Origin of the sequence: Roseibium sp. Sym1, assembly GCF_027359675.1 — a bacterium.
Classification (GTDB): Bacteria; Pseudomonadota; Alphaproteobacteria; order Rhizobiales; family Stappiaceae; genus Roseibium.
Genome location: NZ_CP114786.1, coordinates 95,499 through 118,912, shown reverse-complemented (window position 1 = coordinate 118,912; position 23,414 = coordinate 95,499). Strand labels below are relative to the sequence as shown.

Genomic DNA, 23,414 nt, shown 5'->3' with positions numbered 1-23,414 from the left:
CACGCAATTTCGAGTGTCATGGTTACCGGGTTTGGTAAATCAGCCGTTAAATGCGGAAAACAAAAATTCCCATTGAATCAATGCTTTGTTTACCATGGTAAAAGCTGAATGAGAGGTTAATGAGGTGTCCCGGTCGAAAAGGCCAGAATTCTGCTGATTTCATTCAGGGGACGACCTGTGGTTGCGCTCCAATCGTTAAAGGCAGCCTGAATTGCGGCCAGATTTTTTTTCGACATGCGATCATTCTCGATGACGTTTTCACGGATAAGGGCATTAACCACGTCGCCGGACAGCACGAAACTCTCCTTTCCCATGAAGCGCAGGGCGATTTGCCCGGTATTGCCGCCCAGGCGGCTGCCGCGCTTCTTCAGGATTTCCATCAGGCCGACCTGGTCCGTCACCGGGTAACGGGCAAAAAACTTCGCCGCGCTGCCGTGTTCGGCCGCCAGATCCTTCAGGAAGATCGCGTTGTCCTGCACGGATTTGATCTTGGCCCCGTTGCGCACGATGCGTGTGTCCTTCAGAAGCGCCTCGAAGGCCTCGTCGGGCAGAAAGGCGAGGCGGGCGACATCGAAGCCTTCGAAAGCCTCCTCGAACCCCGGCCACTTCTGGTCGATGACCTTCCAGCTGAACCCGGCCTGGAACACACAGCGCGTGAACATGGACAGCCAGCGGTCGTCGCCCAGCTTCTCCAGCTCCGCAACGGATTTGGGAGCATTGTGTTCGGCCAGCAGTGCCGCCAGGGCTTCCTGACCGCCCTTCCTGTCGGCGGCGAGGGCTTCGATTTCTTCAAAGGAACGCATGGCGTATCTCCGGTTAACTGGTCGAGGCTCTCTTCGTTTTCGTCCTCAGGATGAGGGGGGAAAAACAAGGCCGGAAAAACCTTAGCGGCCCGGAAGCTGTCTTGTCCGTTCAAATTTGCGCAGGGCCAGCGAAAGCGTGATCGTCATCATGAGGTAGATCAGTGCGACCACATTGTAGGTCTCGAAATAGCGGAAGGAACCGGCCGAAAAGACCTTGCCGAGCTGGGTGATGTCGGCAACACCGAGCACGGAAACGAGTGAACTGTCCTTGATCAGGGCGATGAAATCGTTGCCGAGCGGCGGCAGGATCGTCTTCAGCGCCTGCGGGAAGATGATCAGGCGGAAGCGCAGCCAGCGGTTCATGCCGAGCGCCTCGGCAGCTTCGATCTGGCCGGTGTCCACGGCCTGGATGCCGGCGCGGAAGACTTCGGCGATAAAGGCGGAATATCCGATGGTCAGGGCCAGGACCGCGCGCCACAGCAGCGGAAAGTCACGGGTGCGCACCGTGCCCAGCCCGAGAGGCTCCAGAACGGCATTGAGGCCCGCCACCAGCAGCGGGGTCGCGACAAAGGCGATATAGAGCAGCAGAACGAGGATCGGCATGCCGCGCACGATCTCGATATAGAAGCGCGCGCTCTGGCGCAGCACGAGCGAACCCGACAGGGAGGCCAGCGCCAGCAGAAGGCCAATCAGGGAGGCCAGCAAAAACGCCACCAGAGTGACGAAGATCGTCACCCAGACACCGCGCGACACCGTCGCCATCACCTGGCTGTAGATATCGTTGGTCGCGATCTGGAACAGCAGGAACACCGCAATGCCCACGGCGGCAACCAGCCAGTAGGGAAAATCCTGTTTCGGGGCGCCGGATGTCTTGTTGCGGGTGAACATGGGCTGACTTGAGGCTGGAGGGGAGAACGGGTGAATACAAGTTGGCCGCTATCCGGCCCAATGCCCGGATAGCGGCCAAACTTTTCAAAGTCCAGCGGGCGAAGCCGAAAGGCAGCCTTACTGGCCGGCCTTGTAGTCGAAGAACCATTTCTTGTTGAGCGCATCCAGCGTGCCGTCTGCGCGCAGGCTGGCGATGGCGGCATTGAACGGCGCAACCAGGTCGGAGCCTTTCGGGAAGATGAAACCGAAATCTTCGGAGCCCATCGGCTCTCCGATCAGCTTGAACGTATCCGGATTGGTGGCGACATAGCCCTGGCCGCCGGTGCTGTCGGTCAGCACCAGGTCGACATCGCCGGCCTTCAGGGCCTGAACCGCCGCGCCAAAGGTCTCGAACAGCTTGATACGCGGATTGGCCTCGTCGCCGTCCAGAACCTCATAGACCGTGACATAGAACGGCGTGGTGCCCGGTTGCGCGCCGGCCAGGAAGTCCTCGTTCGCGGCAAAGCCCTTCGGGTCGGTGAACCGGTCCTCGCCGGCCCGCACCAGCATGAACATTTCCGAGCGCATGTAGGGCTCGGAAAAATCGACCTGCTCGGCCCGGTCGGCGCGGATGGTGATGCCGTTCATGGCCAGATCGTATTCGCCCGCGGAGATTGCCGGGATCATCGCGTCCCAGGAAACGTTCTCGTAGGTGATCGTGGCGTTGAGCCGCTTCGCGATTTCCGCGATTGCGTCATATTCCCAGCCGATGGCATCACCTGATTTCGGGTCGACGAATTGCAGGGGGGGATAGGTGTTTTCGGATGCGATCACGATTTCCTTGCCACCAAGATCCGGAAGGTCTTCGGCCAGCGCGGAGAAGCCTGCGCCGATCATGGAGGAAGCGGCGACCGCCAGGGTCAGGAGGATGTTTTTCATGGGGAACTCCAGGTCATATTCCAGGGGACCTTACCGGGACTTCCGCCGGTGGAAAAGGTCACGAGGCAGCAGGACCGGTGCATGAGTGCAGAAATTTTCTCCCGTCGAAAAAAAATTCAAAATCTGCCGCAGGGTCTATTGACCAAAGGGAGACTTGGCGGGACTGTTGGCCCATAACAACAATAAGGAGACATTCATGTCCAAAACCACCGGCAATCCGTTTCAGCAGGCTCCCCGCCGTGTGCGGCTTGCGCCCTCGCATCCTCTGGAAGTGTTTACCGACGCGGAGAAGGCGGTCGACCGGCTGATCGAGATTTTCGAAGCCAACACCGCGTTCCTGCGAGGTCATTTCCAGAATCTTCTGGAAGGCGAGGCACTCGAGGGCCGCTTTCGTGCCTTTTATCCGCAGGTCCAGATCATTACCGACAGCCATGTGCGGCTCGACAGCCGCCTGTCCTATGGCTTTGTCTCCGGGCCGGGGACCCATGCCTCGACGATCACGCGCCCGGACCTCTTTCGCACCTATCTGATCACGCAGCTGTCGCTTCTGATGAAGAACCACGATGTGCCGATCCTGATCGGTGACAGCGACATGCCGATCCCGCTGCATTTCGCTTTCTACGACGGCACACATGTTGAGGGCGGCGCCGCGGCCGCCAATCTGAACCAGCCGCTGGCGGACATGTTCGACCTGCCCGACCTGACGGTGATGGACGACAGCATCGCCAACGGCACCTATGAGCCGGCCGACGGCATCATGCCGCTCGCCTCTTTCACGGCGCCGCGCGTCGACTATTCCCTGCACCGGCTGCAGCATTACACCGCGACGCGCGCCGAGCATTTCCAGAACTACGTGCTTTTCACGAACTACCAGTTCTATATCGACGAATTCTGCCGGATGTCGCACGAGCTGCTGGACGACCCGGAGAGCGGTTACGAGGCCTTCGTATCGCCGGGCAACCTGATCATCGAAGCGGGCAGGAGCGAACCGACTTCGGGTGAGGAGCCGCCCAAGCTGCCGCAGATGCCCGCCTATCACCTGAAGCGGGCCGACGGCAGCGGCATCACCATGGTCAATATCGGCGTCGGCCCGTCCAACGCCAAGACGATCACCGACCATATCGCGGTCTTGCGGCCGCATGTCTGGCTGATGCTGGGCCATTGTGCCGGTCTCAGGAACAGCCAGACCCTGGGCGACTACGTGCTTGCCCACGGCTATGTCCGTGACGACAACGTGCTCAACCAGGACCTGCCGGTATGGGTGCCGATCCCGCCGCTGGCCGAAGTTCAGGTCGCGCTCGAGGACGCAGTTGCCGAAATCACCGGCATCGACGGTTATGAACTCAAGCGTGTCATGCGCACGGGCACGGTGGTCTCGCTCGACAACCGCAACTGGGAGCTTTGGGACCAGCCGGAACTGGTCAAGCGGTTCTCCCAGTCCCGTGCCATCGCGCTCGACATGGAATCGGCGACGATTGCCGCCAACGGTTTCCGCTTCCGCGTGCCCTACGGAACGCTGCTGTGCATTTCGGACAAGCCGCTCCACGGCGAATTGAAACTGCCGGGCATGGCGACGGATTTCTACAAGCGGCAGGTCGCCCAGCATCTCCAGATCGGCATCAGGGCGATGGAGAAGATGCGCGACATGACCGCGGAACGCCTGCATTCACGCAAGCTCCGCAGCTTCGCCGAGACGGCCTTCCAGTAAGACAAACAAAAAGCGCGGCTCCGGGCCGCGCTTTTTTATTTGCCGTACCAGATGCCTTATTCGGCTTCGTCGGCCGGTGCGGCGTTCAGCAGGCCGTAGCGTTCGATGCCGATCTTTTCCAGAAGCTCAAGCTGGGTTTCCAGGAAGTCGATATGGCCTTCCTCGTCGGTCAGCAGTTCCTCGAACAGCGCCATGGAGACATAGTCGCCTTCCTCGCGGCAGATCTCGCGGGACTTCGAATAGGAGGTGCGGGCGTCATATTCTCCGGCCAGGTCTGATTCCAGAACTTCCTTGATGTTCTGGCCGATGCGTAGCGGCGCGACCTTCTGCATGTTCGGGTGGCCTTCGAGGAAAATGATGCGGTCGGTAATCTTGTCCGCGTGCTGCATTTCCTCGATGGATTCCTCGCGTTCCTTCTTGGCAAGGCGCGCAAAGCCCCAGTCGGCAAGGAGGCGATAATGCAGCCAGTACTGGTTGATCGCACCCAACTCGAGGAAGAGGGCTTCGTTCAGACGCTCAATAACTTTTTCGTTGCCTTTCATGGCAAGGCCTCCTTTGCAATTGGATGCGCACTTTAGAACTGTTCTAGTCTGGATGTCCAGTGGTCCGGTCGGATTTCCGGCTGCGATCCAGACCGTTTTCCATTCCCGCCGATTCCGGCAATGGCAAGCCGGAAATGGTCATTCGGACTGTACTTGAAAGCCGGAGCCAAGGAAGCCCGGAAAAGAAGGAATCCCGGAAAAGGAAGAGGCGCGGTCCCGTCTCCGGGACCGCACCGTCGTCGGGCACGATTGAGGGCGCGTGTCACCCCCGCTCGACATGTCAGTTCGGCATGATCACCGTGTCGATGACGTGGATGACGCCATTGGATGCTTCGACATCGGCCGTGACGACCGTTGCATCGTCAACCTTCACGCCATCTGTCGCATCGACGGAGATCTCGCTGCCCTGGACGGAGGCAACCTCGGCCGTCTTGCCGGCGATGTCTGCGGACATCACCTTGCCCGGAACCACATGGTAGGTCAGGACAGCAACCAGCTGGTCCTTGTTCTCGGGCTTCAGCAGGTTTTCCACGGTGCCGTCCGGAAGTTTGGCGAAGGCTTCGTCGGTCGGTGCAAACACCGTGAACGGACCCTCGCCCTTCAGGGTGTCCACAAGCCCGGCAGCCTGCACGGCAGCGACCAGGGTGCTGAAGGACCCGGCGCCGACGGCGGTGTCGACGATGTCCTTCTCCGAGGCCTTGGCCGCGCTGAGCGGCAGGGCGATTGCAAGGGCAAGGACAAGTTTCTGAAGCAGTTTCATTTCTCACTCCCACTCGGTTGACACAGGCAAGGGAAGACGGGCCGGGAAAACGGGTTTCCCGAGCGCCTTCAAAGGGTTGATGAATCGCCTGTGTTGCGGTGCCTACGGCCTGCCGCGCGCCGTGGATGAGGAAAAACTGTTTCCCGATTTTTTCAGGTCAAATGCTGATCCAGCCGTGCCGAAGCTGCGTGGCGCGCGAGTGGAGACCTGATGGCGGCGACCGGTTACCGGAAGCGCGGGCCGTGGCTCCAGCAGGTCAGAGAGAACCGTGCGCCCTTCGACACCGGCACCACCCGGTGCAGCATGAAACTGGCAAAAACCGTGGCACTGCCCTGGTCCCGGGATGCGGTCATCACCGTATGCCCGAGACTGATCTCCAGCGCACCGCCTTCGTAGGCTTCGGCATCGGTCAGCTGCGTGACGATGGTCACCTTGCGGCACTGGGCGATCTGGCCTTCGCCGATATCCGAATGCCAGTCATAGTGGCCTTGCTCGCTTTCGTCATAGACAGCGACCTGCAGCTTTTCCCTGAAGTCGGTGATGTCGAAATCGAACACTTCGCGATTGGCCCTTGCCACCGCGGCCATCACCCGCTCCATAACCCAGGAAGCGGGTCCGTCATCGTCCAGCCAGCTGACCTTGGCACGGCGGATGTCGCGTTGTTGCGTACCGCCGACCAGCCCGCCGCTGTCGCGGTTCTCGGCATGGCTCAGGCGAATGATTTCGTCGCAGTCCTTTTTCGAGAACAACGCGTCAAGCGAGTGTGTGAACATGTGACTTGGAATCCGAAGATTGAATGGTCTCATGAACATCCAAACGGCGGTTTCCGCAACTGTTTTCTTGAGCCGGGACAGGTTTATCTTCAAGCCTGGCCGAACGCCGCGGAAAGCGCCTTGCGCATCACCGTCGGCAGGGCCTCTTCCTGCACGCTCTGCGGGGGGGACCACCAGCCCTTTTCGGACGCTTTCGCGTCTGCTGCCGGCACGTCGGCGCGGTACACGTCAAGCCTCAGATGGAAATGGGTGAAGGTGTGCTTGACTTCGCCGGGAGTTCTTTTCCAGTCGGCCGGAAACGGAGCAAATTCAAGCGCGGTCTCGGAAGCAAAGTCCTCCGACCATTCGGTCCCCGGCACTTCGGTCATGCCACCCAGAAGGCCCTTGGGAGGACGGCGGCGCAGCAGCACGGCCCCCGTCTTTTCATCGACAGCGACAAAGGCGGCGCCGAAGCGCGTCGGCTTCTGCTTCTTGGGCGCTTTTCGCGGCAGGGTCTCGGCAAGGCCAGAGGACTGCACGGCGCAAGTGTCCCGCCACGGACAAAGCGCACAGGCGGGCCGCCTGGGGGTGCAGATGGTGGCCCCCAGATCCATGACGGCCTGCGCGAAATCGCCGGGCCGCGTCTGCGGGGTCAAATCAGCCATCCGTGCCTTGATCTCCGGCTTGGCATCCGGCAGTGGGGTTTCGATCCGGAAAAGCCGGGTCAGCACCCGTTCGACATTGCCGTCGACCACGGCGGCATGGCGATCGAAAGCGATGGTCGCGATGGCTGCGGCAGTGTAGGGGCCGATGCCCGGGAGTTTCCGCAACTCGGTCTCGTCCTCGGGGAACCGGCCATCATGTTCGGCGGCAACCGTTTCGGCACATTTTTTCAGATTGCGCGCCCGCGAATAGTAGCCGAGACCGGCCCAGGCCTTCATCACCTCTTCTTCCTGGGAGGACGCAAGATCCTCGACAGTCGGCCAGATCCGGGTGAACTTCTCGAAATAGTCCCTGACGGCCGTCACGGTCGTCTGTTGAAGCATGATTTCCGACAGCCAGATCCGGTAGGGATCCGGCACTTCGCCGAGTTTCCGGTCTTCGGGCGCAACGCGCCAGGGAAGCTTCCGGGCGTGCCGGTCATACCAGTCGAGCAGCAGGTTGGCGGGAGAAGCAGATACCATGAGATCAGACGGGCTCTATTGGTGTGAACGTATTTCGAAGCCTTGGATAGCCTGGGGACAACTTTGCTGTTAACAGTGTGGCGATCAGGTCGGGACAAGTATTCGTCGTCATTTTGTCGTATTCTATTGCGAGACAACACCTTGATCCGGAAACGGCTCGGCAGGCCGCCGCACCGTTCGGCTGGATGAGGAGGTAGGCCATCAGCGCTCCAAAGGCAAACCCCGTGCACTCGCCAAAAGAGGCGAAGCGGCTTTCCGATCTGGTCGGCAAGGCGATGACACCGGTTTGCCGCAAGCGGGGCTTTGCCTCCGTCGACATCATTGCCTCCTGGGCGGACATTGTCGGCGAGCGTTACGGCACCAGGGTTCAGCCCGAACGCCTGGTCTGGCCGCGCAGGCCGGACCGGACGGATCCCGAGACACCGCCCGAGCCCGCGGTTCTCGTGGTCCACACCGACGGTGCCACGGCGCTGATGCTGTCCCATGACAGCGCCCAGGTGATCGAGCGCATCAACACGTTTTACGGCTGGCGCGCCATTGGCCGCATCAAGATCCTGCAGAAGCCGGTCCAGGTGAAACGGCCCGAACCGAAAAAGTCCCTGCGCCCTTTGACGCGCAGCGAGGAAGAGCGCCTTGAAACCAACCTTGAGGGCGTTGAGAACGACCGCTTGCGCGAGGCCCTGAAAAAGCTCGGTGCCCAGGTGATCGCCCGCAACGGCGACAAGGCCGCGTGAAGCAGGTGGACCTCGTCCAGCGGGGGCCGGGTCAATAACATCACTGTGAACTCGGCCGCCAAATCGTCCTCTCTCCTGCCATATTTGATAAGCTTTGTTGACGCCGGTTGCCTGAAAGGGCACAGAGAGAAACAAGCTGGTTCATCCTGCATTCAGATGAAGGCAGATAGGACGATCCAACGCATGAGTTCGATGTGTCGGCTATCCGCTGAGGTGACCGGCCTTCCGGGCACCGGCGGGTGCCGCTTTAGACTTTTGACAGGACGATCTTTGTGACACAGACCCGTAGACAGTTCCTCAAAACCACCGCCCTGGCGACGGCCGCATTCGGCCTTGTTCCGGCTGTGCCGGCATTCGCCCAATCCGTTGATATGGAAGAATTGCTGATCCCGGGCCCGCTGGGCGACAAGATTCTGGGTGATGAAAACGCGCCGGTCACGATCGTCGAATATGCGTCCATGACCTGCGGGCATTGCGCCAATTTCCACAAGCGCACCTGGCCGGATCTGAAGAAGGACTACATCGAGACCGGCAAGGTCCGCTTCATTTTCCGTGAATACCCGCTGAACAATGAGGCCTATGCCATGTCCATGCTGGCCCGTTGCGCGCCGGCGGACAAGTATTTCGAGATTGTGGACATCATGTTCGAACAGCTGCGCAGCGGCGCACTTTCCGGCGAATTCCTGCCGGCCCTGACGAACTTGTCCAAACAGATCGGATATACACAGGAGTCCTTCAACGAGTGTTTGACAAACCAGGGCATGCTGGATGCACTTGTTGCGGAGCAGAAACGTGCATCTGACGAATTCGGGGTGAATTCGACGCCGACATTCTTTATCAATGGCGAGAAGCACTCGGGGGCGCTTTCGATTGAAGACATGGGCAAGATCATCGAGGAGAATATCTAGGCTGGCGCGCAACGCGCCTGTCCTCGAGATCTGCCTCGATTTCCGGTCCGATTGTCAGGCACCCGCACGGAGCGGGTGCCGATGAGATTTTCCAAACTCCGCATTGTCGGGTTCAAGTCCTTTGTCGAGCCGATGGAATTCATCATCGGCAACGGGCTGACCGGCGTGGTCGGGCCCAACGGCTGCGGCAAGTCCAATCTTGTCGAGGCGCTGCGCTGGGTGATGGGGGAAAACTCCTACAAGAACATGCGCGCGTCCGGCATGGACGACGTGATCTTTTCCGGAAGCCTCAACAGACCCGCCCGTAACACCGCCGAAGTCACGCTGTACCTGGAAAACCAGGACCGGACGGCCCCAGCGGCCTTCAACGATGCCGATGCCCTGGAGGTCAGCCGCCGGATCGAGCGTGAGCAGGGCTCCAACTACAAGATCAACGCGAAGGATGTGCGCGCCCGCGACGTCCAGCTCCTCTTCGCCGATGCCTCGACCGGGGCACGCTCGCCGGCCATGGTGCGCCAGGGCCAGATCGGCGAACTGATCGCCGCCAAACCGACGTCCCGGCGACAGATCCTCGAAGAGGCCGCCGGCATTTCCGGTCTGCATTCGCGCCGCCACGAGGCCGAAATCCGCCTGCGCGCCGCCGAGCAGAACCTGGAACGGCTGGAAGACGTGCTGGTGCAGATCGACGGTCAGCTCGACAACCTGAAGCGCCAGTCGCGCCAGGCAACGCGCTACAGAAACCTTTCCTCCGAGATCCGCGCGGCCGAAGCCTCGATTCTCTATATCCGCTGGACGGAGGCCCGCGATGCGCTGGGCGCCGCCGAGGCCCAGTTCGCGGAAGCCCAGAAACAGGTCAACGAGGCGACGGCGCTGCAGGCCGAGAGCGCGCGGGTGCAGGCGATCGCGGCCCACAAGTTGCCCGAGCTTCGCGACGAGGCCGCCAAGGCCGGCGCGGCGCTGCAACGCCTCGTGATCGCCCGCAACGAGCTCGATGCCGAGGAACGGCGCGTCAAGGAACGGCTCCAGGACCTGGAGCGCCGCATGGTGCAACTGGCGGAGGACATCCGCCGCGAGCAGGCGATGGTCTCGGAAAACGACGAAGTGCTGGAACGCCTGTCGGAGGAACGCGCCGAGCTTCTCGAAGAAAACGAGACCGTGCAGGAGCGCACGGAAGCTGCCCGTGAAAAAGTGGCCGAGGCGGAAGAGAGCGTGCGCGGACTGGAAGCCCGGCTCTCCGACCTGACCGCGGCCGAAGCCAGGGCAACTGCGGAGCGCAGGCAACTGGAACGGGCGGTTGCCGACAGCCGTCAGCGTGCCGACCGGCTGGTGGCACAGGCCCAGGATGCCCAGCAGGTGCTCGCCGAGCTCTCCGCACGGATGGCGGAACACGACGGCGTTTCGGAAAATCGCGAGGCCCTGGAGCTCGCGGAAGAGGCCCTGCTTGAAGCCGAAGCGGCGGTGGAAAACGCCGAAACGGCGACGCGCGAGGCGCGCGAACAGGAGCTGGCCGCCCGCGGCCCCCTTGGCGAGGCGCAGCAGACGCTGCAGGGGCTGGAAACCGAGGCACGCACCCTGGAACAGGTGCTCAACGTTCATTCCGACCAGGACCACACGCCTGTCGTCGAGCAGCTTACGGTCGAGCAGGGCTTTGAAACCGCGCTGGGCGCTGCGCTCGGTGAGGACCTCGATGCCTCGCTCGAAGTCGCGGCCGCCGTCCGCTGGGAAGGCGTTTTGCCCCATGACGGCGACCCGGCGCTGCCCGCCGGTCTCAAATGTCTTTCGGATGTTGTCGAGGCGCCGGGGGAACTCACCCGCCGCCTGCGGCAGATCGGCATTGTCGACCAGGCCGACGGGCCGGGCCTGCGCGGCGCGCTGAAGCCGGGCCAGTGCCTTGTCTCCAGGGAAGGGGACCTCTGGCGCTGGGACGGTTTCGTGGTTGCCGCCAACGCGCCGACGCCGGCGGCCCAGAGGCTCGCCCAGAAAAACCGCCTTGCGGAGCTGGGAGATGAAATAGACACGGCCCGCCGGGCGGTGACGGACCATGCCGAGGCCCTGGAAACCGCTGCCGCCACCGTGCGCCAGGCCGTCGAACTGGAGCAGATTGCGCGCGGCAAGGTCCGGGATGGCCAGCGCCGGGCGTCGGCCGCACGCGAGGCGCTCGCCGCTGCCGAACGGGCCGTCTCCCAGGTCGCGGCCAAGAAAGAAGCCGCCCAGGACCGCGCGCAGAGGCTCGGCGAAGAAGCCGAAATGGCCCGCGAGCAGGTCCTCGAGGCAGAAGGGCAGCTGGAGGAGGCTCCGGATGCCACCAGCTACCAGGACCAGATCGAGGAATTGCGAGGCGAGGTCGCTTCGGCCCGCAGCGCCCTGGCGGAGGCCCGCGCCGTTTCCGAGGGACTTGCACGCGAACAGCAGATGCGCGACCGGCGGCTTGAGGCGATCGCGCGCGAATATGACGGCTGGAAGACCCGCGCCGCCAATGCCGCGCAGCAGATTGGTGTCCTCAAGGAACGCCAGGAAGAAGCCGAAGAGGAACGGGCCGAGCTGATCGAGGCGCCCGAGGACATCGAGATCAAGCGCAGGGAACTCTTCTCCGCCATTGCCAAGGCGGAAGAGGCCAAGAAGGAAAAGGATGACCGTCTGCAGCAGGCCGAGCTTGACCTCGCCGATGTCGACCGGGCGGCCAAGGCCGCGATGGAAGCCATGTCGGGTGCGCGCGAACAGAAGATCCGCGCCGAGGAACGCCTGGAAGCGGCCCGCTCGCGCAAGGCCGACCTGGAGCGGCGCATCGACGAGGATCTGGAAGTTGCTGTCGCGGCGCTGCCGGAAATTGCCGGCCTGAAGGAGGGAGCGCCCTTGCCCGACCCGGAGGCGATGGAGCGCAAGCTGGAGCGCCTCAAGGCCGAGCGCGAACGTCTTGGCGGCGTCAACCTGCGCGCCGAAGAGGAACTGCGCGAGATCGACGAGCAGAAAACCACGCTGACCTCGGAACGCGACGACCTGATCGAGGCGATTCGGCGCCTGCGCACCGGCATATCGAACCTCAACCGCGAGGCGCGCGAGCGTCTGCTGGCCTCCTTCGAGGTGGTCAACGGCCATTTCCAGCGCCTGTTCACGCATCTCTTTGGCGGCGGCACGGCGGAGCTGCAGCTGGTCGATTCCGACGATCCGCTCGACGCCGGTCTCGAGATCATCGCACGGCCTCCCGGCAAGAAGCCTCAGACCATGACGCTGCTGTCGGGCGGAGAACAGGCCCTGACCGCCATGTCGCTGATTTTTGCGGTCTTTTTGACGAATCCGGCGCCGATCTGCGTGCTGGATGAGGTCGACGCGCCGCTCGACGATGCCAATGTCGAGCGCTATTGCGATCTTCTGGACGAGATGGCGGCCAGCACGGAGACCCGCTTTGTGGTCATCACACACAATCCGATCACCATGGCGCGCATGAACCGCCTGTTTGGCGTGACAATGGCCGAACGTGGCGTTTCCCAGCTGGTTTCGGTGGATTTGGAGACGGCTGAACGATTCCGCGAAACCGGTTAGCCGGGGAGCGTGGGTGCATCTGGTGCGGCACTGCCGCGAAAAGCTTATGCAACTTAGGTCTGGCCGAATCCCTGAACGGGCAAATTATCTAATTAATTCAGATAGATAGAGTTTCCCTATGGCTTCTTGACACGGCAGGGGGCGCCGACTATGGTGCGCGCGGCTTACGGGGCTCCCTGTTGTTGGTTCTGTCATGTCGGCGCGGGCTGAGGACTTATGAACATGTCTTCGCAAAACGGCGATGAAGAAGATCGAACGGACGGTTCCCCGAAAGCAGGTCTGTCGGAACGGCGGGCTCAGTTGAACCGGAAGCTTGACGACATTCGGGCGGTGGAAGAAAAAGCCGCGCGCAAGTCTCAAAGCAGCTCATCCGGATATGCGCAGGCAATGAAGCTGTCCTCAGAGTTCATTGCAGGCGTTCTGGTGGGGGCCGGGATTGGTTGGGTTGCCGATCAGTGGTTTGGGACGTCGCCTCTGGGGCTGATCGTTTTCCTTCTGCTGGGCTTCGCGGCTGGTGTCTTGAATGTTCTGCGATCGGCCGGGGTGGTCGAGGATCAGGACGCCAGGATCCAGCGCGAGAAGGACGCTCAGAACGACAGGTCTGACTAGATTTTGTCGCGCCTTCGGGCGCAGTGATTATGAACGAGCGAAGAAGGCTGGCCGGTGGCGAACGATCCGATCCATCAGTTTCAAATCCAGAAGATCTTTCCGATTGAAGTCGGGGGCATGGATTTCTCTTTCACCAACTCTTCGCTGTTCATGGTTTTGACCGTGGCAGCGACATCTGCATTCCTGATCTTCTCGACCAGCGGCCGTGGGCTTGTGCCGACCCGTATCCAGTCGGTCTCGGAAATGATGTACGAGTTTGTTGCAAGCACCTTGCGAAGTGCCGCGGGAACGGACGGGATGCGCTTCTTCCCGCTCGTGTTCTCCCTCTTCATGTTCGTGCTTGTCGCTAACCTTTTCGGGATGTTCCCGTATTTCTTCACGATCACCAGCCATATCATCGTGACCTTCGCACTTGCGATGCTGGTGATCATGACGGTGATCATCTACGGTTTCATGCGCAATGGCATGAAATTCCTGAAGCTTTTCGTCCCCAGCGGTGTGCCGGGTGCGCTGATCCCGCTTGTGACCCTGATCGAGGTGATCTCGTTCCTGTCGCGTCCGATCAGCCTGTCCGTTCGTCTGTTCGCGAACATGCTGGCCGGGCATATCACGCTGAAGGTCTTTTCCGGTTTCGTCGTCAGCCTCAGCGCCATGGGCGCGGTCGGGGTGTTCGGATCCATCCTGCCTCTTGGAATGACGGTCGCCCTGACGGCGCTGGAATTCCTGGTCGCTTTCCTGCAGGCCTATGTCTTCACGGTCCTGACCTGCATGTATCTGAACGACGCCATTCATCCTTCACACTGAGGGTAACCCCAATCACACGGCCGACAAGCGCCGTACGTGAGCAATCTGCAAACACCATCTAGGAGCACGTGTCATGGAAGCAGAAGCAGCAAAATACATCGGTGCCGGTATCGCATGTCTCGGCATGGGCGGCGCAGGCATCGGCCTCGGCAACATCTTCGGTAACTACCTCGCAGGCGCCCTGCGCAACCCGTCCGCAGCTGACGGCCAGTTCGGCCGCCTGATCTTCGGCTTCGCCGTGACGGAAGCTCTGGGCATCTTCTCCCTGCTGGTTGCTCTGATCCTCCTGTTCGCTTAATCGCTCGACAAGCAGCGACTATCGATGCGACTCCGGTGGCGGCGCCCTGACAGCGCCGCCTAGCCGGATTTAGGAGACAGGAAATGGCAGGCGAAACGACCACTGAAGGCCACGCGGCCATCACAGAAGCGGCCGCAGAACACGGCGCGGGCTTCCCGCCGTTCGACGCGACCACTTTTGCGTCCCAGCTGCTGTGGCTCGCCATCACCTTCGGCCTCTTCTACTGGATCATGAAGAACGTGGCGATGCCGCGGATCGCAGGGATCCTGGAAGACCGCAAGGACCGCATCGCCGGTGATCTTTCCGAGGCCAACCGCCTGAAGGAAGAGACCGACGCGGCGATTGCTGCCTACGAGCAGGCGCTGGCCGAAGCCCGCAACAAGGCGCATGGCATTGCCCATGACACGCGGGCCAAGCTCAAGGCCGAGCAGGAAGCTCGCCGTGAGAAGGCGGAAACCGAGCTCGGCGAAAAGCTGAAGGCAGCGGAAGCTCATATTGCCGGCATCAAGAACGAGGCCCTTTCCCAGATCGAGGAAATTGCCGGGGACACCACGTCAGCGCTCGTCGAGCAGCTGATGGGCAAGGCTCCGACCAAGACCGATCTGAGCAAGGCGCTGAAATCGGCGATGAACTGAGGAGACGATCATGGACGCTACATTTTGGGCCACGGTCGGTCTCGTTCTCTTCTTCGTGCTGATCATCTACATCAAGGTTCCGGGCAAGATCGGGGCTTCCCTGGACGACCGCGCCGAAGGCATCCGCAAGGACCTGGAAGAAGCACGCAAGATGCGTGAAGAAGCCCAGGAACTCCTGTCGGAATATCAGCGCAAGCGCCACGAGGCCGAAGGCGAAGCGGAAGGCATCATTGCCGAAGCCACTTCTGAAGCCGAGCGCCTGACGGTTGAAACCAACCAGGCTCTTGAAGAGATGATCGCCCGCCGTACCAAGGCAGCGGAAGACAAGATCGCCCAGGCCGAAAGCCAGGCAATCGCCGAAGTCCGCGCCAAGGCCGCCGACATCGCCGTTGCCGCGGCCGAGCACATCCTGGCCGCAAAGGTCAAGGACAAGGTCGCCGACGACATTCTGGCCAAGAGCATTGCCCAGGTGAAAGAGCGGTTGAACTGAGGTTCAGGCTTCAAGCAAATGAACTGAAAAAGCGGCCTTCCGGGGCCGCTTTTTTGTTGGGAAACGTGTGAGTTTAGGCACCCGTTTCCCGGGTCATGATCAGGTTCGGCACCGCCCCGCCCTCGAACCGGAAGGTCCACGTGCCTTCGCACCGCATGCCTTGCGCCTCGTAAAAGGCAATGGCACGGGCGTTCTTTTCATAAACCGTGAGAAACAGCTTGGGTTGTCCGGCATCGGTGGCCAACTGCATCGCGCGTTCAAACAGCTTTTGTCCAAGCCCCAGCCGCTGGTGATGCCGGCGGACATATAGGGTATTAATCTCGGCGGTACCGGAACTATTCGAAACCGGCTGGGCCCTTAAGTCTAAAAGGGCATATCCGATCAGCCCAACCCTGTTACGGGCGACCAGCAGATGCTTGTGCCGTTCCTTCAGGTTGTCCGCAAATGCGGCTGGCGCATATGTCTCCAGCACGTGAGTTGCGAAACTGTCGGAGACACCCTCAGGTGCGTAAGTGTCAAGCCAGACCTCGATTGATAACGCGGCTAGGCTTCTGGCGTCTGCCAGGGTCGCGGATGTGATTTCGAATGCGGTCACGGCAAACACTCAAGGTCTGGATGATCGGGTAAGGAGGCCGGGTTGGCAGTGAGCCAGGTTTCAGGAAGGCTCTCCCGCCGCCAGCCGCACTGGCCTGAAACTCATCCGGTGATGCGGGGAAGGGCCGAGTTTTTCCAGTGCCGCCTGGTGCTGCGGCACGCCGTAGCCCTTGTGCTGCGCAAAGCCGTAGCCGGGGAAGTCGCGATCCAGGGCCACCAGCATCCGGTCCCGCGTCACCTTGGCGACGATGGAGGCGGCGGCGACGCACAGGCACCGGCCATCCCCTTTCACCAGCGCCTGGCCCGGCTGTTTCAGTCCGGGCGGTACGTCGCGCCCGTCGACGAGAACATAGTCCGGAACGAGCGCCAGGTGATTGACCGCCCGCACCATGGCGGACAGGGTCGCGGTGCGGATGTTGACGCGGTCGATGGTCTCGGGCGACGCGCTGGCAACGGAGACATGCGCGCTCGTCACGATCGCCACGAACAGCTGTTCTCGCTTTGCCTCGGTCAGCTTCTTGGAATCGTTCAGCCCCTCCGGCACCCGGTCATAGTCCAGGATGACAGCTGCCGTGACCACCGGCCCGGCCCACGGGCCTCGGCCGGCCTCGTCGACGCCGCAGAGCCGGCCACCGAAGCTGGCTGCGTGCTTGCTCTCCAGAGAGAGGTCTGGCTGGTCGGGAAAGGGCAGATCGAACAGGGACGGGCTGAATGTCATCTCAGCACCCTGACAATGCCTGCCATAGTCTTCAAGACGGTTCTTCAGAAGAGGTCCAGTTGCACACCGCCTTTTTGCGGCTGAACGAATGCCTCCGTGCTGAGCTTCCGACGCCGCAGATTGAGCCCGAAGCGTTTGGCGGCCAGCGCGAAACGCTTGGCGATCTGGTCGGCATAGGGGCCGCGCCCGCGCATGCGCTCGCCCCATCTGGCGTCATAGTCCTTGCCGCCGCGCATCGACCGGATCAGGTTCATGACATGGCGATAGCGGTCAGGCCGTTCTCGCAAGAGCCAGTCCCGAAAAAGCTCGGACACTTCCAGGGGCAGGCGCAGCAGGATGAAGGCGGCCTCGCTGGCTCCGTGCCCGGCGGCGGCCTCCAGCACGGCCTCGATTTCGCTGTCGGTCAACGCCGGGATGACGGGCGCCATCATCACGGAGGTCGGAATTCCGGCCTCGGACAGGGCCTTGACCGCGGCCAGGCGCTTATGCGGCGCGGAAGCGCGCGGTTCCATGGCGCGGCAGAGCTTTGTGTCGAGCGTTGTCACCGAAAGTGCCACCTTGACCAGGTTTCGCTCCGCCATGCGCGCCAGGATGTCGATGTCCCGTGTGACAAGCGCGGACTTGGTGACGATGGCGACCGGGTGAGAGCAGGTGTCGAGTACCTCCAGGATTTCGCGCATCAGCTTGTAACCGCGTTCCAGTGGCTGGTACGGGTCTGTGTTGGTGCCGATGGCGATGACGCGTGGGCTGTAGCCGGGCCGGGACAGTTCGCGCTCCAGCAACTGCGCGGCATTTGGCTTGGCAAACAGGCGGGTCTCGAAGTCGAGCCCCGGCGAAAGACCCATGAAGGCGTGGCTGGGTCGGGCAAAACAGTAGATGCAGCCATGCTCGCAACCCCGGTAGGGATTGATCGACCGGTCGAAGGACAGGTCCGGCGATTCGTTCCGTGTGATGATGTTGCGGGCGCGTTCCTCCTGGACTTCCGTCTTGAGGGGAGGCAGGTCGTCGAGGCTGTCCCAGCCGTCGTTGAAGCTCTCGCGCGCCAGGGGCTCGAAACGGCCGCTCTTGTTGAGTCCGGCCGCGCGCCCGCGCCGCCTGCTTTCCGCAACCGCGAGATCCTCAGTGGCAATGGCCGCCGGTTCCGCGATGGTGGCTGTCTCGTTGATGGAAGACCTGAACGTCACGCGATGTATCCGAGTCGAAATAAGAACATAACGGGAACATTATCATGACGCGAAGCCAATGCAAGACTCCTTGCGGCGGACGATCGCCGAAAGACGCAGGACTTTAAAAGGGGAGGTTCAGGAACCGCCGCGGATCTTGTTGCCGTGGCGTTTGCCGAGATACTTGACCAGGATGGCATCCAGCGTGCCGTCCGCCTTCATCGCCCGGATCGTTTCATCATAGCGGGCCACAAGCCCTTCGATGTCCGGGTAGTTCGAGGCCTTTGCAAAGGCATTGTAATAGGGCTTGGTGATCAGCGGTTTGGGCAGATAGGACAACTCGTCCAGCCGTCCGGCTTTCTTCTCTTCGTAGAGCGTGCTGATGGTGTTCATCGGAACGGCGTCGATCCTTCTGGCCATCAGCATGCCGATCTGGAGCGTGTTGCGTGGCACGGTCTGGAAGTTCAGGCCGGCACCGAGAAACTCCGGTGTGTAGGAAAAACCTTGCGTAATTCCGATCTGTAGCCCGCCCAGATCCTGGAAGGTCTCGAATTTGACCTTGCCCTCGTCGGCGGCCCGAATGAAGAAATTCCAGCTGATGTCTATGTAGCTTTCCTGCGGATAGTACAGGAACTCCATCCGGTCGGGCTTTTTGGAAAAAAGCAGCAGCATGTCGGCGCGGCCGGACACGGCCTCCTGCTGGATGCGGGCGCCCGACTCGATCAGTTCCACCGTGTAGGACAGGCCCAGACGCCGCATCACCTCGTCGATGACTTCAATGTCGATGCCCTTGTACTCGCCGTTCTCGATGAACTTGTAAGGCTCCTCCGGGGTTGCCAGGATCACCAGGTCACGGGCCTGGGCGCTTCCGACCGCGAGCGAGAGCCCGAGCGCGGATGCGAGCAACATCCTTGTCACAAGAAGAAGGCAGGACCTCACAAGGTCGGCTCCGGCCCGTTTGTGAGCCAGTATATGTGCCCGTATGAGTAGATGGCTTGTCATTTAGCGCGAGGCTCGTGAATTCCGGTTCTGGTGATCAGATCTTCGGGACCTGACGCCGAGAATACACCAGAGCAGACATCTCTGCGCGGGAAACACGCAAAATGGATAACGCCATCGGGACTGCCAGGCCGTGTGGACGAATTGGTTTCGGGCGTGGCGCGTGTCGCATTCGGGTCCTGCAGCGGTTGGAGCGCGGTTCCGTGGCGGAAGTGTCCGTTCGACAAGGTGATGTATTCCCAAGATCTTTTTCTCGAGGCCGCCATTTCGCGCTCCTGGAACTGATTGCAAGGGGCAAGGTTCGAAATCATGACGGACCGATTATTGGATTTCGTTAAGAAAATCGGCAAAAAGTGCATCCATTCCTGCTGTTGAACTCGCACTTTGAAAATTTTCATGTAAAACATGGGGTCATGATCAGTGTCATCATTGCCACGGAAAACTCTGAAACCAACCTGGTGCATGCCCTGTCCGCTCTGGTTCCGGCGGCGGCCGAAGGCATTGTCCGGGAAGTCATCGTCGTTGACGGAGGCTCGACCGACAACACCGACAAGGTCGTCGACGCGGCCGGCTGCCACTGGGCGCTTCTTCGCAACGCCTCGCGCAGCGAGCGGCTGGCGCATGGCGCGTCCCTTGCCAACCGCGGCGACTGGCTGCTGTTTCTACAGCCGGAAACGCTTCTGGAAAGCACCTGGCACCACGAGGCGCAGGCCTTTGTGGAACGGGCGGCACGGGCTCCCAACGGTCTGCGGACGGCGGCCTGTTTCCGGCTGCGCTACGAAGCTTTCGGCATGAGTGCCCGTTTCAGCGAGACTTTCGCGAGTTTGCGCTCGCAACTGCTGGGCATGCCCTACGGCAATCAGGGCCTGCTGATTTCCCGGCAGTTTTACCAGAAACTCGGTGGTCACAGGCCGCTCCCGGACCTGGAAGATCTCGATATCGCCAAGCGTATCGGACGCGGCCGCATGGTGTTCTTGCGCTCGGCGGCGGTGACCTCCGGCGTGCCGGAAAGCGAAGGCGCGCTTGCCCGCTTTCGCCAGGCTCTTGCCCGTTTCTGCGTCGGCGCCCTGCGTATTCCCGCAAGCGTCGCGCTCAAGCTGCACGGCTAGGGTCCATACCCTAAAGATCCCGCACCATCCTGAGCGACGGAAAGACCACGCCTCCCGGCAAGGTCACGTCGTACGGCTCGACCGTGCGGAACCCGCATGCCGCGTAGAAAGCCTCGCCGTTCAAGGTGGAATAACAGTTCAGGTCCGTGAGGCCCGCCGCCTTGGCGTCCTGCAGGCAACGCGCCATGAGGGCGCGGCCGATGCCCTGGCGGGCCTGGTCGGGATCCGTGCCGAAATGGCGGAGGTTTCCGTTGCCGGCGGTGTCGTTCCGGCCTGTCGGCGAATGTCTTGTCCAGCCGCCGGCACCCACGACCGTTCCGTCTTCGCAGCAGGCCACATAATAGGTGCCGGACGTCAGCAGGTCCGGGTTCGCTCTTGTGATCAGCGGCAGCGCCTTCTCCAGGATCTCCGGGTCATAGGCGGGACGCAGCAGGGCCGTGTAGCTCTTCAGGAGCAGCGCCGAGACGGCCTCGCGGTCGTCCGGCCCGGCAACCCGTACCCGGAAGCGCATGGAGATCACGCTTCCTGCAGCTTGCCGCGTTTCAGGTGCTCGTCCAGCCGGGGCATGATCTCGACGAAATTGCAGGGCATGTGGCGGTAGTCGAGCTGCCATTTCAGGATGCCGTCCCAGGCATCCTTGCAGGCACCGGGAGACCCGGGCAGCACGAAGATGTAGGTCGCGCCGGCAACGCCGCCGGTTGCCCTGGACTGGATCGTCGAGGTGCCGATCTTGTCGTAGGAAATCCGGTGAAACACCTCCGAGAATCCGTCCATCCGCTTTTCGAACAGGGGTTCCATCGCTTCCGGCGTCACATCCCGGCCGGTAAATCCGGTGCCGCCGGTGGAGATGATCACGTCGATGTTGCTGTCTGCGATCCAGGCCTTCGCGACCTCCTGGATCGCGGGAACGTCATCGGTCACGATCTTGCGGTCGGCGAGCACATGTCCGGCTGTCTTCAACCGGTCGGCAAGCGTGTTGCCGGAGCGGTCTTCCTCCAGTTTGCGCGTGTCGGACACGGTCAGAACCGCAATACTGAGCGGGATGAAGGGACGGCTTTCGTCAAGGCGGGACATGCGCTTCTCCTTTGCTCCCAACAGATAAGCGATTGCGGTCCGCTCTTCCAGAGCCGCGATCAGGCCCGTGACACTTTGCCAGTGCGAGAAATATAATTACAAAAAATAACAAGATTGGGACACTTGCAAAACAGTTAGGTCAGTATTATTGACTTAAATAATGCAAGCCAAGGACGAAGAGCCAAACATGACCACCTGGGACAGCCTTTACGCCAATCGCGCAAGCCGCATGCGTGCTTCGGAAATCCGTGAATTGTTGAAACTGCTGGACCGGCCGGATGTGATTTCCTTCGCGGGAGGCATTCCCGATCAGGCCCTGTTTCCGGCCGAGGCCTTCAAGGAGGCCTACGAGGAGATCCTTTCCGGGCCGGACGCCGGCCGTGCGCTGCAATACGGCGTCAGCGAAGGCAGCGTAAGGCTGCGGGACTGGATCGTCGGTCACATGCGCGCGCTCGGCATCGCGTGCGGGCCGGAGAACATCCTTGTCACCTCCGGTTCCCAGCAGGGACTCGACTATATCGGCAAGCTGTTTCTGAGCGCCGGCGACACAGCGCTGGTCCAGTGGCCGACCTATCTGGGCGCGCTGCAGGCCTTCAATGCCTATGAACCCGAATATGACCGTCTCGATCCCGGCACCAACCGCGCCGCCGCGGATTACGCTTCGAAAGCCGCAGCAAAGGGCGGGCGGATCAAGTTCGCCTACCTGTCACCGGATTTTGCCAATCCGACCGGCCTGTCGGTGGATCTGGCCGAGCGCAAGCGACTTTTGTCGCTGGCGGGAGACCTCGACTGCGCCGTCATCGAGGATTCGCCCTACGAGGCACTGCGCTATGACGGCGATGCGGTTGACCCGCTCCTGGCCCTCGATTGCGCGGCATCCGGTGGCATCGAGAACACCCGTACGCTCTATTGCGGCAGTTTCTCCAAATCCCTGTCGCCCGGCCTGCGTCTCGGCTGGATCTGCGCGGCTTCACCGGTCATCTCCAGGCTGGTGCTCATCAAGCAGGCCAGCGACCTGAACACGCCGGTGCTGAACCAGGAGGCCATGGCGCGGGTCGCCGAGCGCTGCTTCGACAGCCACACGGCCCGCACCAACGCGATCTACAAGGAACGCCGCGACGCCATGCTGGCGGCGCTTGCGGCGCACATGCCCGAAGGTGTCCGCTGGACCAGGCCGGAGGGCGGCATGTTCATCTGGGTGGAGTTGCCGTCAGGAATGGACGCCGCGGATCTGCTGCAGAAATCCCTTGCAAGTGCCGGTGTCGCTTTTGTCCCGGGCGGTGCCTTCCATCCGGACGGCACCGGTGGGAACACGCTGCGGCTGAGTTTCTCCTGCGCCGACTATCAGAAAATCGAAGAAGGTATTTCAAGGCTCGGTGGCTTGATTGCGCAAACTGTCATGTCCACGCTGTAGGCAGATAGACTTCAGGGGTTTGATTCAGGTGTCTGGCCGATGGCGCTGACCGATCAGGTGGACAATTACTGCGAGCGCGTCGGGCCGGAATTCTGGTCCGAGCCGCTCAACGCGGCAACCAATGCCGCGTTTTTGCTCGCGGCTCTTGCCGCGTTCCTGATCTGGCGGCGCCGGACGCCGGACGACCTGCCGGCGCTTGTCCTGATCGGGATTGTGTTCGCCACCGGCGTCGGCTCGTTCCTGTTTCACACGTTCGCGACCAGATGGGCGGCCCTGACCGATGTCATTCCGATCGCGCTGTTCATCCACGCCTACCTGTTCTTTGCGCTGAAGCGCTTCCTGGGCCTTCCCTGGTGGGTGGCACTTGGCATCGTTATCGCCTTTTTTGCCGCGACGCCCTTTGTCGGGCGGGCTGTCGCGCCCGTCGTCGGCTCCTCCGCGGGATATGTTTCCGCGTTGCTGGCGATTTTCGTGGTTGGGGGCCTGTTCCGGCGAAGGAACGGCCGCCTGGGGGGCCAGGTGCTGCTGACGGGCCTCGTGTTTGCCCTTTCGTTGACATTCCGTACGCTGGACGAGCCTCTGTGCGGCCAGCTTGCAATTGGCACGCATTTCCTGTGGCATATCCTGAACAGCATCGTGCTGTTTTTGCTATTACGGGTTCTCATTTCGCAGCGTGCCGGGTAAATCACAGAGAAATATCGGAAAATCGCGAAGCACTCTCCCGGGCAGGCTCCCGGTCCTTCGCAGAAACAAACAGTGACGTAGGGGCA

The 23,414-nt window shown here is 61.5% G+C and carries 26 protein-coding genes; 12 read left to right on the top strand and 14 right to left on the bottom strand.

All coding sequences use genetic code 11. The features are described 5' to 3' along the window. Positions 1-116: 116 nt before the first annotated feature. From O6760_RS00535 to O6760_RS00525, 3 genes are all read right to left on the bottom strand, one after another. The gene (locus tag O6760_RS00535; RefSeq protein WP_269583543.1) at positions 117-803 is read right to left on the bottom strand and encodes a DNA-3-methyladenine glycosylase I; all 687 of its coding nucleotides are present in this window, start codon (positions 801-803) and stop codon (positions 117-119) included. An 81-nt stretch (positions 804-884) separates the two neighbouring features. Continuing rightward, positions 885-1,691: an amino acid ABC transporter permease gene (locus O6760_RS00530; protein ID WP_269583542.1), complete on the bottom strand. Its 807-nt coding sequence runs from the start codon at positions 1,689-1,691 to the stop codon at positions 885-887. A gap of 117 nt (positions 1,692-1,808) precedes the next feature. Next, entirely contained in the window at positions 1,809-2,609 is an 801-nt protein-coding gene (locus O6760_RS00525; protein WP_442969842.1) for a transporter substrate-binding domain-containing protein, read from the bottom strand. A 196-nt stretch (positions 2,610-2,805) separates the two neighbouring features. Between O6760_RS00525 and O6760_RS00520 the strand changes: the two genes are divergently transcribed. Next, positions 2,806-4,317, top strand: coding sequence for an AMP nucleosidase (locus tag O6760_RS00520; RefSeq protein ID WP_269583541.1), 1,512 nt, complete (start codon positions 2,806-2,808; stop codon positions 4,315-4,317). 56 nt (positions 4,318-4,373) lie between these two features. Here the strand turns inward: O6760_RS00520 and bfr are convergent, their stop codons facing one another. The 4 genes from bfr to mutY form a co-directional block, all read right to left on the bottom strand. Continuing rightward, positions 4,374-4,859: a bacterioferritin gene (bfr, locus tag O6760_RS00515; protein ID WP_269583540.1), complete on the bottom strand. Its 486-nt coding sequence runs from the start codon at positions 4,857-4,859 to the stop codon at positions 4,374-4,376. A 280-nt stretch (positions 4,860-5,139) separates the two neighbouring features. Then, positions 5,140-5,619: a fasciclin domain-containing protein gene (locus O6760_RS00510; protein WP_269583539.1), complete on the bottom strand. Its 480-nt coding sequence runs from the start codon at positions 5,617-5,619 to the stop codon at positions 5,140-5,142. Between the two features lie 224 nt (positions 5,620-5,843). Then, entirely contained in the window at positions 5,844-6,392 is a 549-nt protein-coding gene (locus O6760_RS00505; protein WP_269583538.1) for a 2OG-Fe(II) oxygenase, read from the bottom strand. A gap of 89 nt (positions 6,393-6,481) precedes the next feature. After that, the gene (gene mutY, locus O6760_RS00500) at positions 6,482-7,555 is read right to left on the bottom strand and encodes an A/G-specific adenine glycosylase (protein ID WP_269583537.1); all 1,074 of its coding nucleotides are present in this window, start codon (positions 7,553-7,555) and stop codon (positions 6,482-6,484) included. Positions 7,556-7,779: 224 nt separating this feature from the next. On the opposite strand from mutY, the gene O6760_RS00495 reads away from it, so the two are divergent. The 8 genes from O6760_RS00495 (at position 7,780) to O6760_RS00460 (ending at position 15,573) form a co-directional block, all read left to right on the top strand. Beyond that, the gene (locus O6760_RS00495) at positions 7,780-8,289 is read left to right on the top strand and encodes a DUF721 domain-containing protein (protein WP_269583536.1); all 510 of its coding nucleotides are present in this window, start codon (positions 7,780-7,782) and stop codon (positions 8,287-8,289) included. A 272-nt stretch (positions 8,290-8,561) separates the two neighbouring features. Further along, on the top strand, positions 8,562-9,197 hold the full coding sequence (locus O6760_RS00490; RefSeq protein WP_269583535.1) for a thioredoxin domain-containing protein: 636 nt from the start codon (positions 8,562-8,564) through the stop codon (positions 9,195-9,197). Between the two features lie 81 nt (positions 9,198-9,278). After that, positions 9,279-12,737 (top strand): chromosome segregation protein SMC, encoded by a 3,459-nt coding sequence (smc, locus tag O6760_RS00485; protein ID WP_269583534.1) that lies wholly within the window; start codon positions 9,279-9,281, stop codon positions 12,735-12,737. Between the two features lie 222 nt (positions 12,738-12,959). Beyond that, complete coding sequence (locus O6760_RS00480) at positions 12,960-13,346, top strand: AtpZ/AtpI family protein (RefSeq protein WP_269583533.1); 387 nt, start codon at positions 12,960-12,962, stop codon at positions 13,344-13,346. A gap of 54 nt (positions 13,347-13,400) precedes the next feature. After that, positions 13,401-14,150 carry a F0F1 ATP synthase subunit A gene (locus O6760_RS00475; protein WP_269583532.1) on the top strand — a complete coding sequence of 250 codons (750 nt, stop codon included), beginning with the start codon at positions 13,401-13,403 and terminating at the stop codon, positions 14,148-14,150. Between the two features lie 73 nt (positions 14,151-14,223). Continuing rightward, on the top strand, positions 14,224-14,448 hold the full coding sequence (locus O6760_RS00470) for a F0F1 ATP synthase subunit C (RefSeq protein ID WP_006935776.1): 225 nt from the start codon (positions 14,224-14,226) through the stop codon (positions 14,446-14,448). A gap of 83 nt (positions 14,449-14,531) precedes the next feature. Beyond that, the gene (locus O6760_RS00465; RefSeq protein ID WP_269583531.1) at positions 14,532-15,083 is read left to right on the top strand and encodes a F0F1 ATP synthase subunit B; all 552 of its coding nucleotides are present in this window, start codon (positions 14,532-14,534) and stop codon (positions 15,081-15,083) included. A gap of 10 nt (positions 15,084-15,093) precedes the next feature. Next, positions 15,094-15,573, top strand: coding sequence for a F0F1 ATP synthase subunit B (locus tag O6760_RS00460; RefSeq protein ID WP_269583530.1), 480 nt, complete (start codon positions 15,094-15,096; stop codon positions 15,571-15,573). A gap of 73 nt (positions 15,574-15,646) precedes the next feature. On the opposite strand, the gene O6760_RS00455 is transcribed toward O6760_RS00460, so the two are convergent. The 5 genes from O6760_RS00455 to O6760_RS00435 all read right to left on the bottom strand — a co-directional run bounded on the left by O6760_RS00455 (position 15,647) and on the right by O6760_RS00435 (position 19,445). Next, positions 15,647-16,168: a GNAT family N-acetyltransferase gene (locus O6760_RS00455; RefSeq protein WP_269583529.1), complete on the bottom strand. Its 522-nt coding sequence runs from the start codon at positions 16,166-16,168 to the stop codon at positions 15,647-15,649. 60 nt (positions 16,169-16,228) lie between these two features. Next, positions 16,229-16,885, bottom strand: a complete 657-nt coding sequence (locus O6760_RS00450; RefSeq protein ID WP_269583528.1) for a ribonuclease HII — start codon at positions 16,883-16,885, stop codon at positions 16,229-16,231. A 44-nt stretch (positions 16,886-16,929) separates the two neighbouring features. After that, positions 16,930-18,033, bottom strand: coding sequence for a PA0069 family radical SAM protein (locus O6760_RS00445; RefSeq protein ID WP_269586389.1), 1,104 nt, complete (start codon positions 18,031-18,033; stop codon positions 16,930-16,932). A gap of 153 nt (positions 18,034-18,186) precedes the next feature. Further along, positions 18,187-18,957: a substrate-binding periplasmic protein gene (locus tag O6760_RS00440; RefSeq protein WP_269583527.1), complete on the bottom strand. Its 771-nt coding sequence runs from the start codon at positions 18,955-18,957 to the stop codon at positions 18,187-18,189. Between the two features lie 89 nt (positions 18,958-19,046). After that, complete coding sequence (locus tag O6760_RS00435; RefSeq protein ID WP_269583526.1) at positions 19,047-19,445, bottom strand: hypothetical protein; 399 nt, start codon at positions 19,443-19,445, stop codon at positions 19,047-19,049. 15 nt (positions 19,446-19,460) lie between these two features. On the opposite strand from O6760_RS00435, the gene O6760_RS00430 reads away from it, so the two are divergent. Next, complete coding sequence (locus tag O6760_RS00430; protein ID WP_269583525.1) at positions 19,461-20,156, top strand: glycosyltransferase; 696 nt, start codon at positions 19,461-19,463, stop codon at positions 20,154-20,156. A gap of 10 nt (positions 20,157-20,166) precedes the next feature. Here O6760_RS00430 and O6760_RS00425 read toward each other — a convergent pair whose 3' ends face one another. Both O6760_RS00425 and moaB read right to left on the bottom strand, forming a co-directional pair. Next, the gene (locus O6760_RS00425; protein WP_269583524.1) at positions 20,167-20,667 is read right to left on the bottom strand and encodes a GNAT family N-acetyltransferase; all 501 of its coding nucleotides are present in this window, start codon (positions 20,665-20,667) and stop codon (positions 20,167-20,169) included. Positions 20,668-20,672: 5 nt separating this feature from the next. Further along, the gene (gene moaB / locus O6760_RS00420; protein ID WP_269583523.1) at positions 20,673-21,230 is read right to left on the bottom strand and encodes a molybdenum cofactor biosynthesis protein B; all 558 of its coding nucleotides are present in this window, start codon (positions 21,228-21,230) and stop codon (positions 20,673-20,675) included. Positions 21,231-21,417: 187 nt separating this feature from the next. On the opposite strand from moaB, the gene O6760_RS00415 reads away from it, so the two are divergent. Both O6760_RS00415 and O6760_RS00410 read left to right on the top strand, forming a co-directional pair. After that, positions 21,418-22,644, top strand: coding sequence for an aminotransferase-like domain-containing protein (locus O6760_RS00415; protein ID WP_269583522.1), 1,227 nt, complete (start codon positions 21,418-21,420; stop codon positions 22,642-22,644). A 39-nt stretch (positions 22,645-22,683) separates the two neighbouring features. Beyond that, positions 22,684-23,328, top strand: coding sequence for a ceramidase domain-containing protein (locus tag O6760_RS00410; RefSeq protein ID WP_269583521.1), 645 nt, complete (start codon positions 22,684-22,686; stop codon positions 23,326-23,328). The last annotated feature ends 86 nt before the right edge of the window (positions 23,329-23,414 follow it).

Bases quoted from the DNA above. Each gene is read 5' to 3' on its own strand.
- mutY (WP_269583537.1), bottom strand. From the start codon at position 7,555: ATGGTATCTGCTTCTCCCGCCAACCTGCTGCTCGACTGGTATGACCGG.
- O6760_RS00430 (WP_269583525.1), top strand. From the start codon at position 19,461: ATGATCAGTGTCATCATTGCCACGGAAAACTCTGAAACCAACCTGGTG.
- smc (WP_269583534.1), top strand. From the start codon at position 9,279: ATGAGATTTTCCAAACTCCGCATTGTCGGGTTCAAGTCCTTTGTCGAG.
- O6760_RS00505 (WP_269583538.1), bottom strand. From the start codon at position 6,392: ATGTTCACACACTCGCTTGACGCGTTGTTCTCGAAAAAGGACTGCGAC.
- O6760_RS00435 (WP_269583526.1), bottom strand. From the start codon at position 19,445: ATGAAAATTTTCAAAGTGCGAGTTCAACAGCAGGAATGGATGCACTTT.
- O6760_RS00450 (WP_269583528.1), bottom strand. From the start codon at position 16,885: ATGACATTCAGCCCGTCCCTGTTCGATCTGCCCTTTCCCGACCAGCCA.
- O6760_RS00530 (WP_269583542.1), bottom strand. From the start codon at position 1,691: ATGTTCACCCGCAACAAGACATCCGGCGCCCCGAAACAGGATTTTCCC.
- moaB (WP_269583523.1), bottom strand. From the start codon at position 21,230: ATGTCCCGCCTTGACGAAAGCCGTCCCTTCATCCCGCTCAGTATTGCG.
- O6760_RS00535 (WP_269583543.1), bottom strand. From the start codon at position 803: ATGCGTTCCTTTGAAGAAATCGAAGCCCTCGCCGCCGACAGGAAGGGC.
- O6760_RS00480 (WP_269583533.1), top strand. From the start codon at position 12,960: ATGTCTTCGCAAAACGGCGATGAAGAAGATCGAACGGACGGTTCCCCG.
- O6760_RS00465 (WP_269583531.1), top strand. From the start codon at position 14,532: ATGGCAGGCGAAACGACCACTGAAGGCCACGCGGCCATCACAGAAGCG.
- O6760_RS00425 (WP_269583524.1), bottom strand. From the start codon at position 20,667: ATGCGCTTCCGGGTACGGGTTGCCGGGCCGGACGACCGCGAGGCCGTC.
- O6760_RS00525 (WP_442969842.1), bottom strand. From the start codon at position 2,609: ATGAAAAACATCCTCCTGACCCTGGCGGTCGCCGCTTCCTCCATGATC.
- O6760_RS00510 (WP_269583539.1), bottom strand. From the start codon at position 5,619: ATGAAACTGCTTCAGAAACTTGTCCTTGCCCTTGCAATCGCCCTGCCG.
- O6760_RS00460 (WP_269583530.1), top strand. From the start codon at position 15,094: ATGGACGCTACATTTTGGGCCACGGTCGGTCTCGTTCTCTTCTTCGTG.
- O6760_RS00470 (WP_006935776.1), top strand. From the start codon at position 14,224: ATGGAAGCAGAAGCAGCAAAATACATCGGTGCCGGTATCGCATGTCTC.
- bfr (WP_269583540.1), bottom strand. From the start codon at position 4,859: ATGAAAGGCAACGAAAAAGTTATTGAGCGTCTGAACGAAGCCCTCTTC.
- O6760_RS00415 (WP_269583522.1), top strand. From the start codon at position 21,418: ATGACCACCTGGGACAGCCTTTACGCCAATCGCGCAAGCCGCATGCGT.
- O6760_RS00410 (WP_269583521.1), top strand. From the start codon at position 22,684: ATGGCGCTGACCGATCAGGTGGACAATTACTGCGAGCGCGTCGGGCCG.
- O6760_RS00520 (WP_269583541.1), top strand. From the start codon at position 2,806: ATGTCCAAAACCACCGGCAATCCGTTTCAGCAGGCTCCCCGCCGTGTG.
- O6760_RS00440 (WP_269583527.1), bottom strand. From the start codon at position 18,957: ATGTTGCTCGCATCCGCGCTCGGGCTCTCGCTCGCGGTCGGAAGCGCC.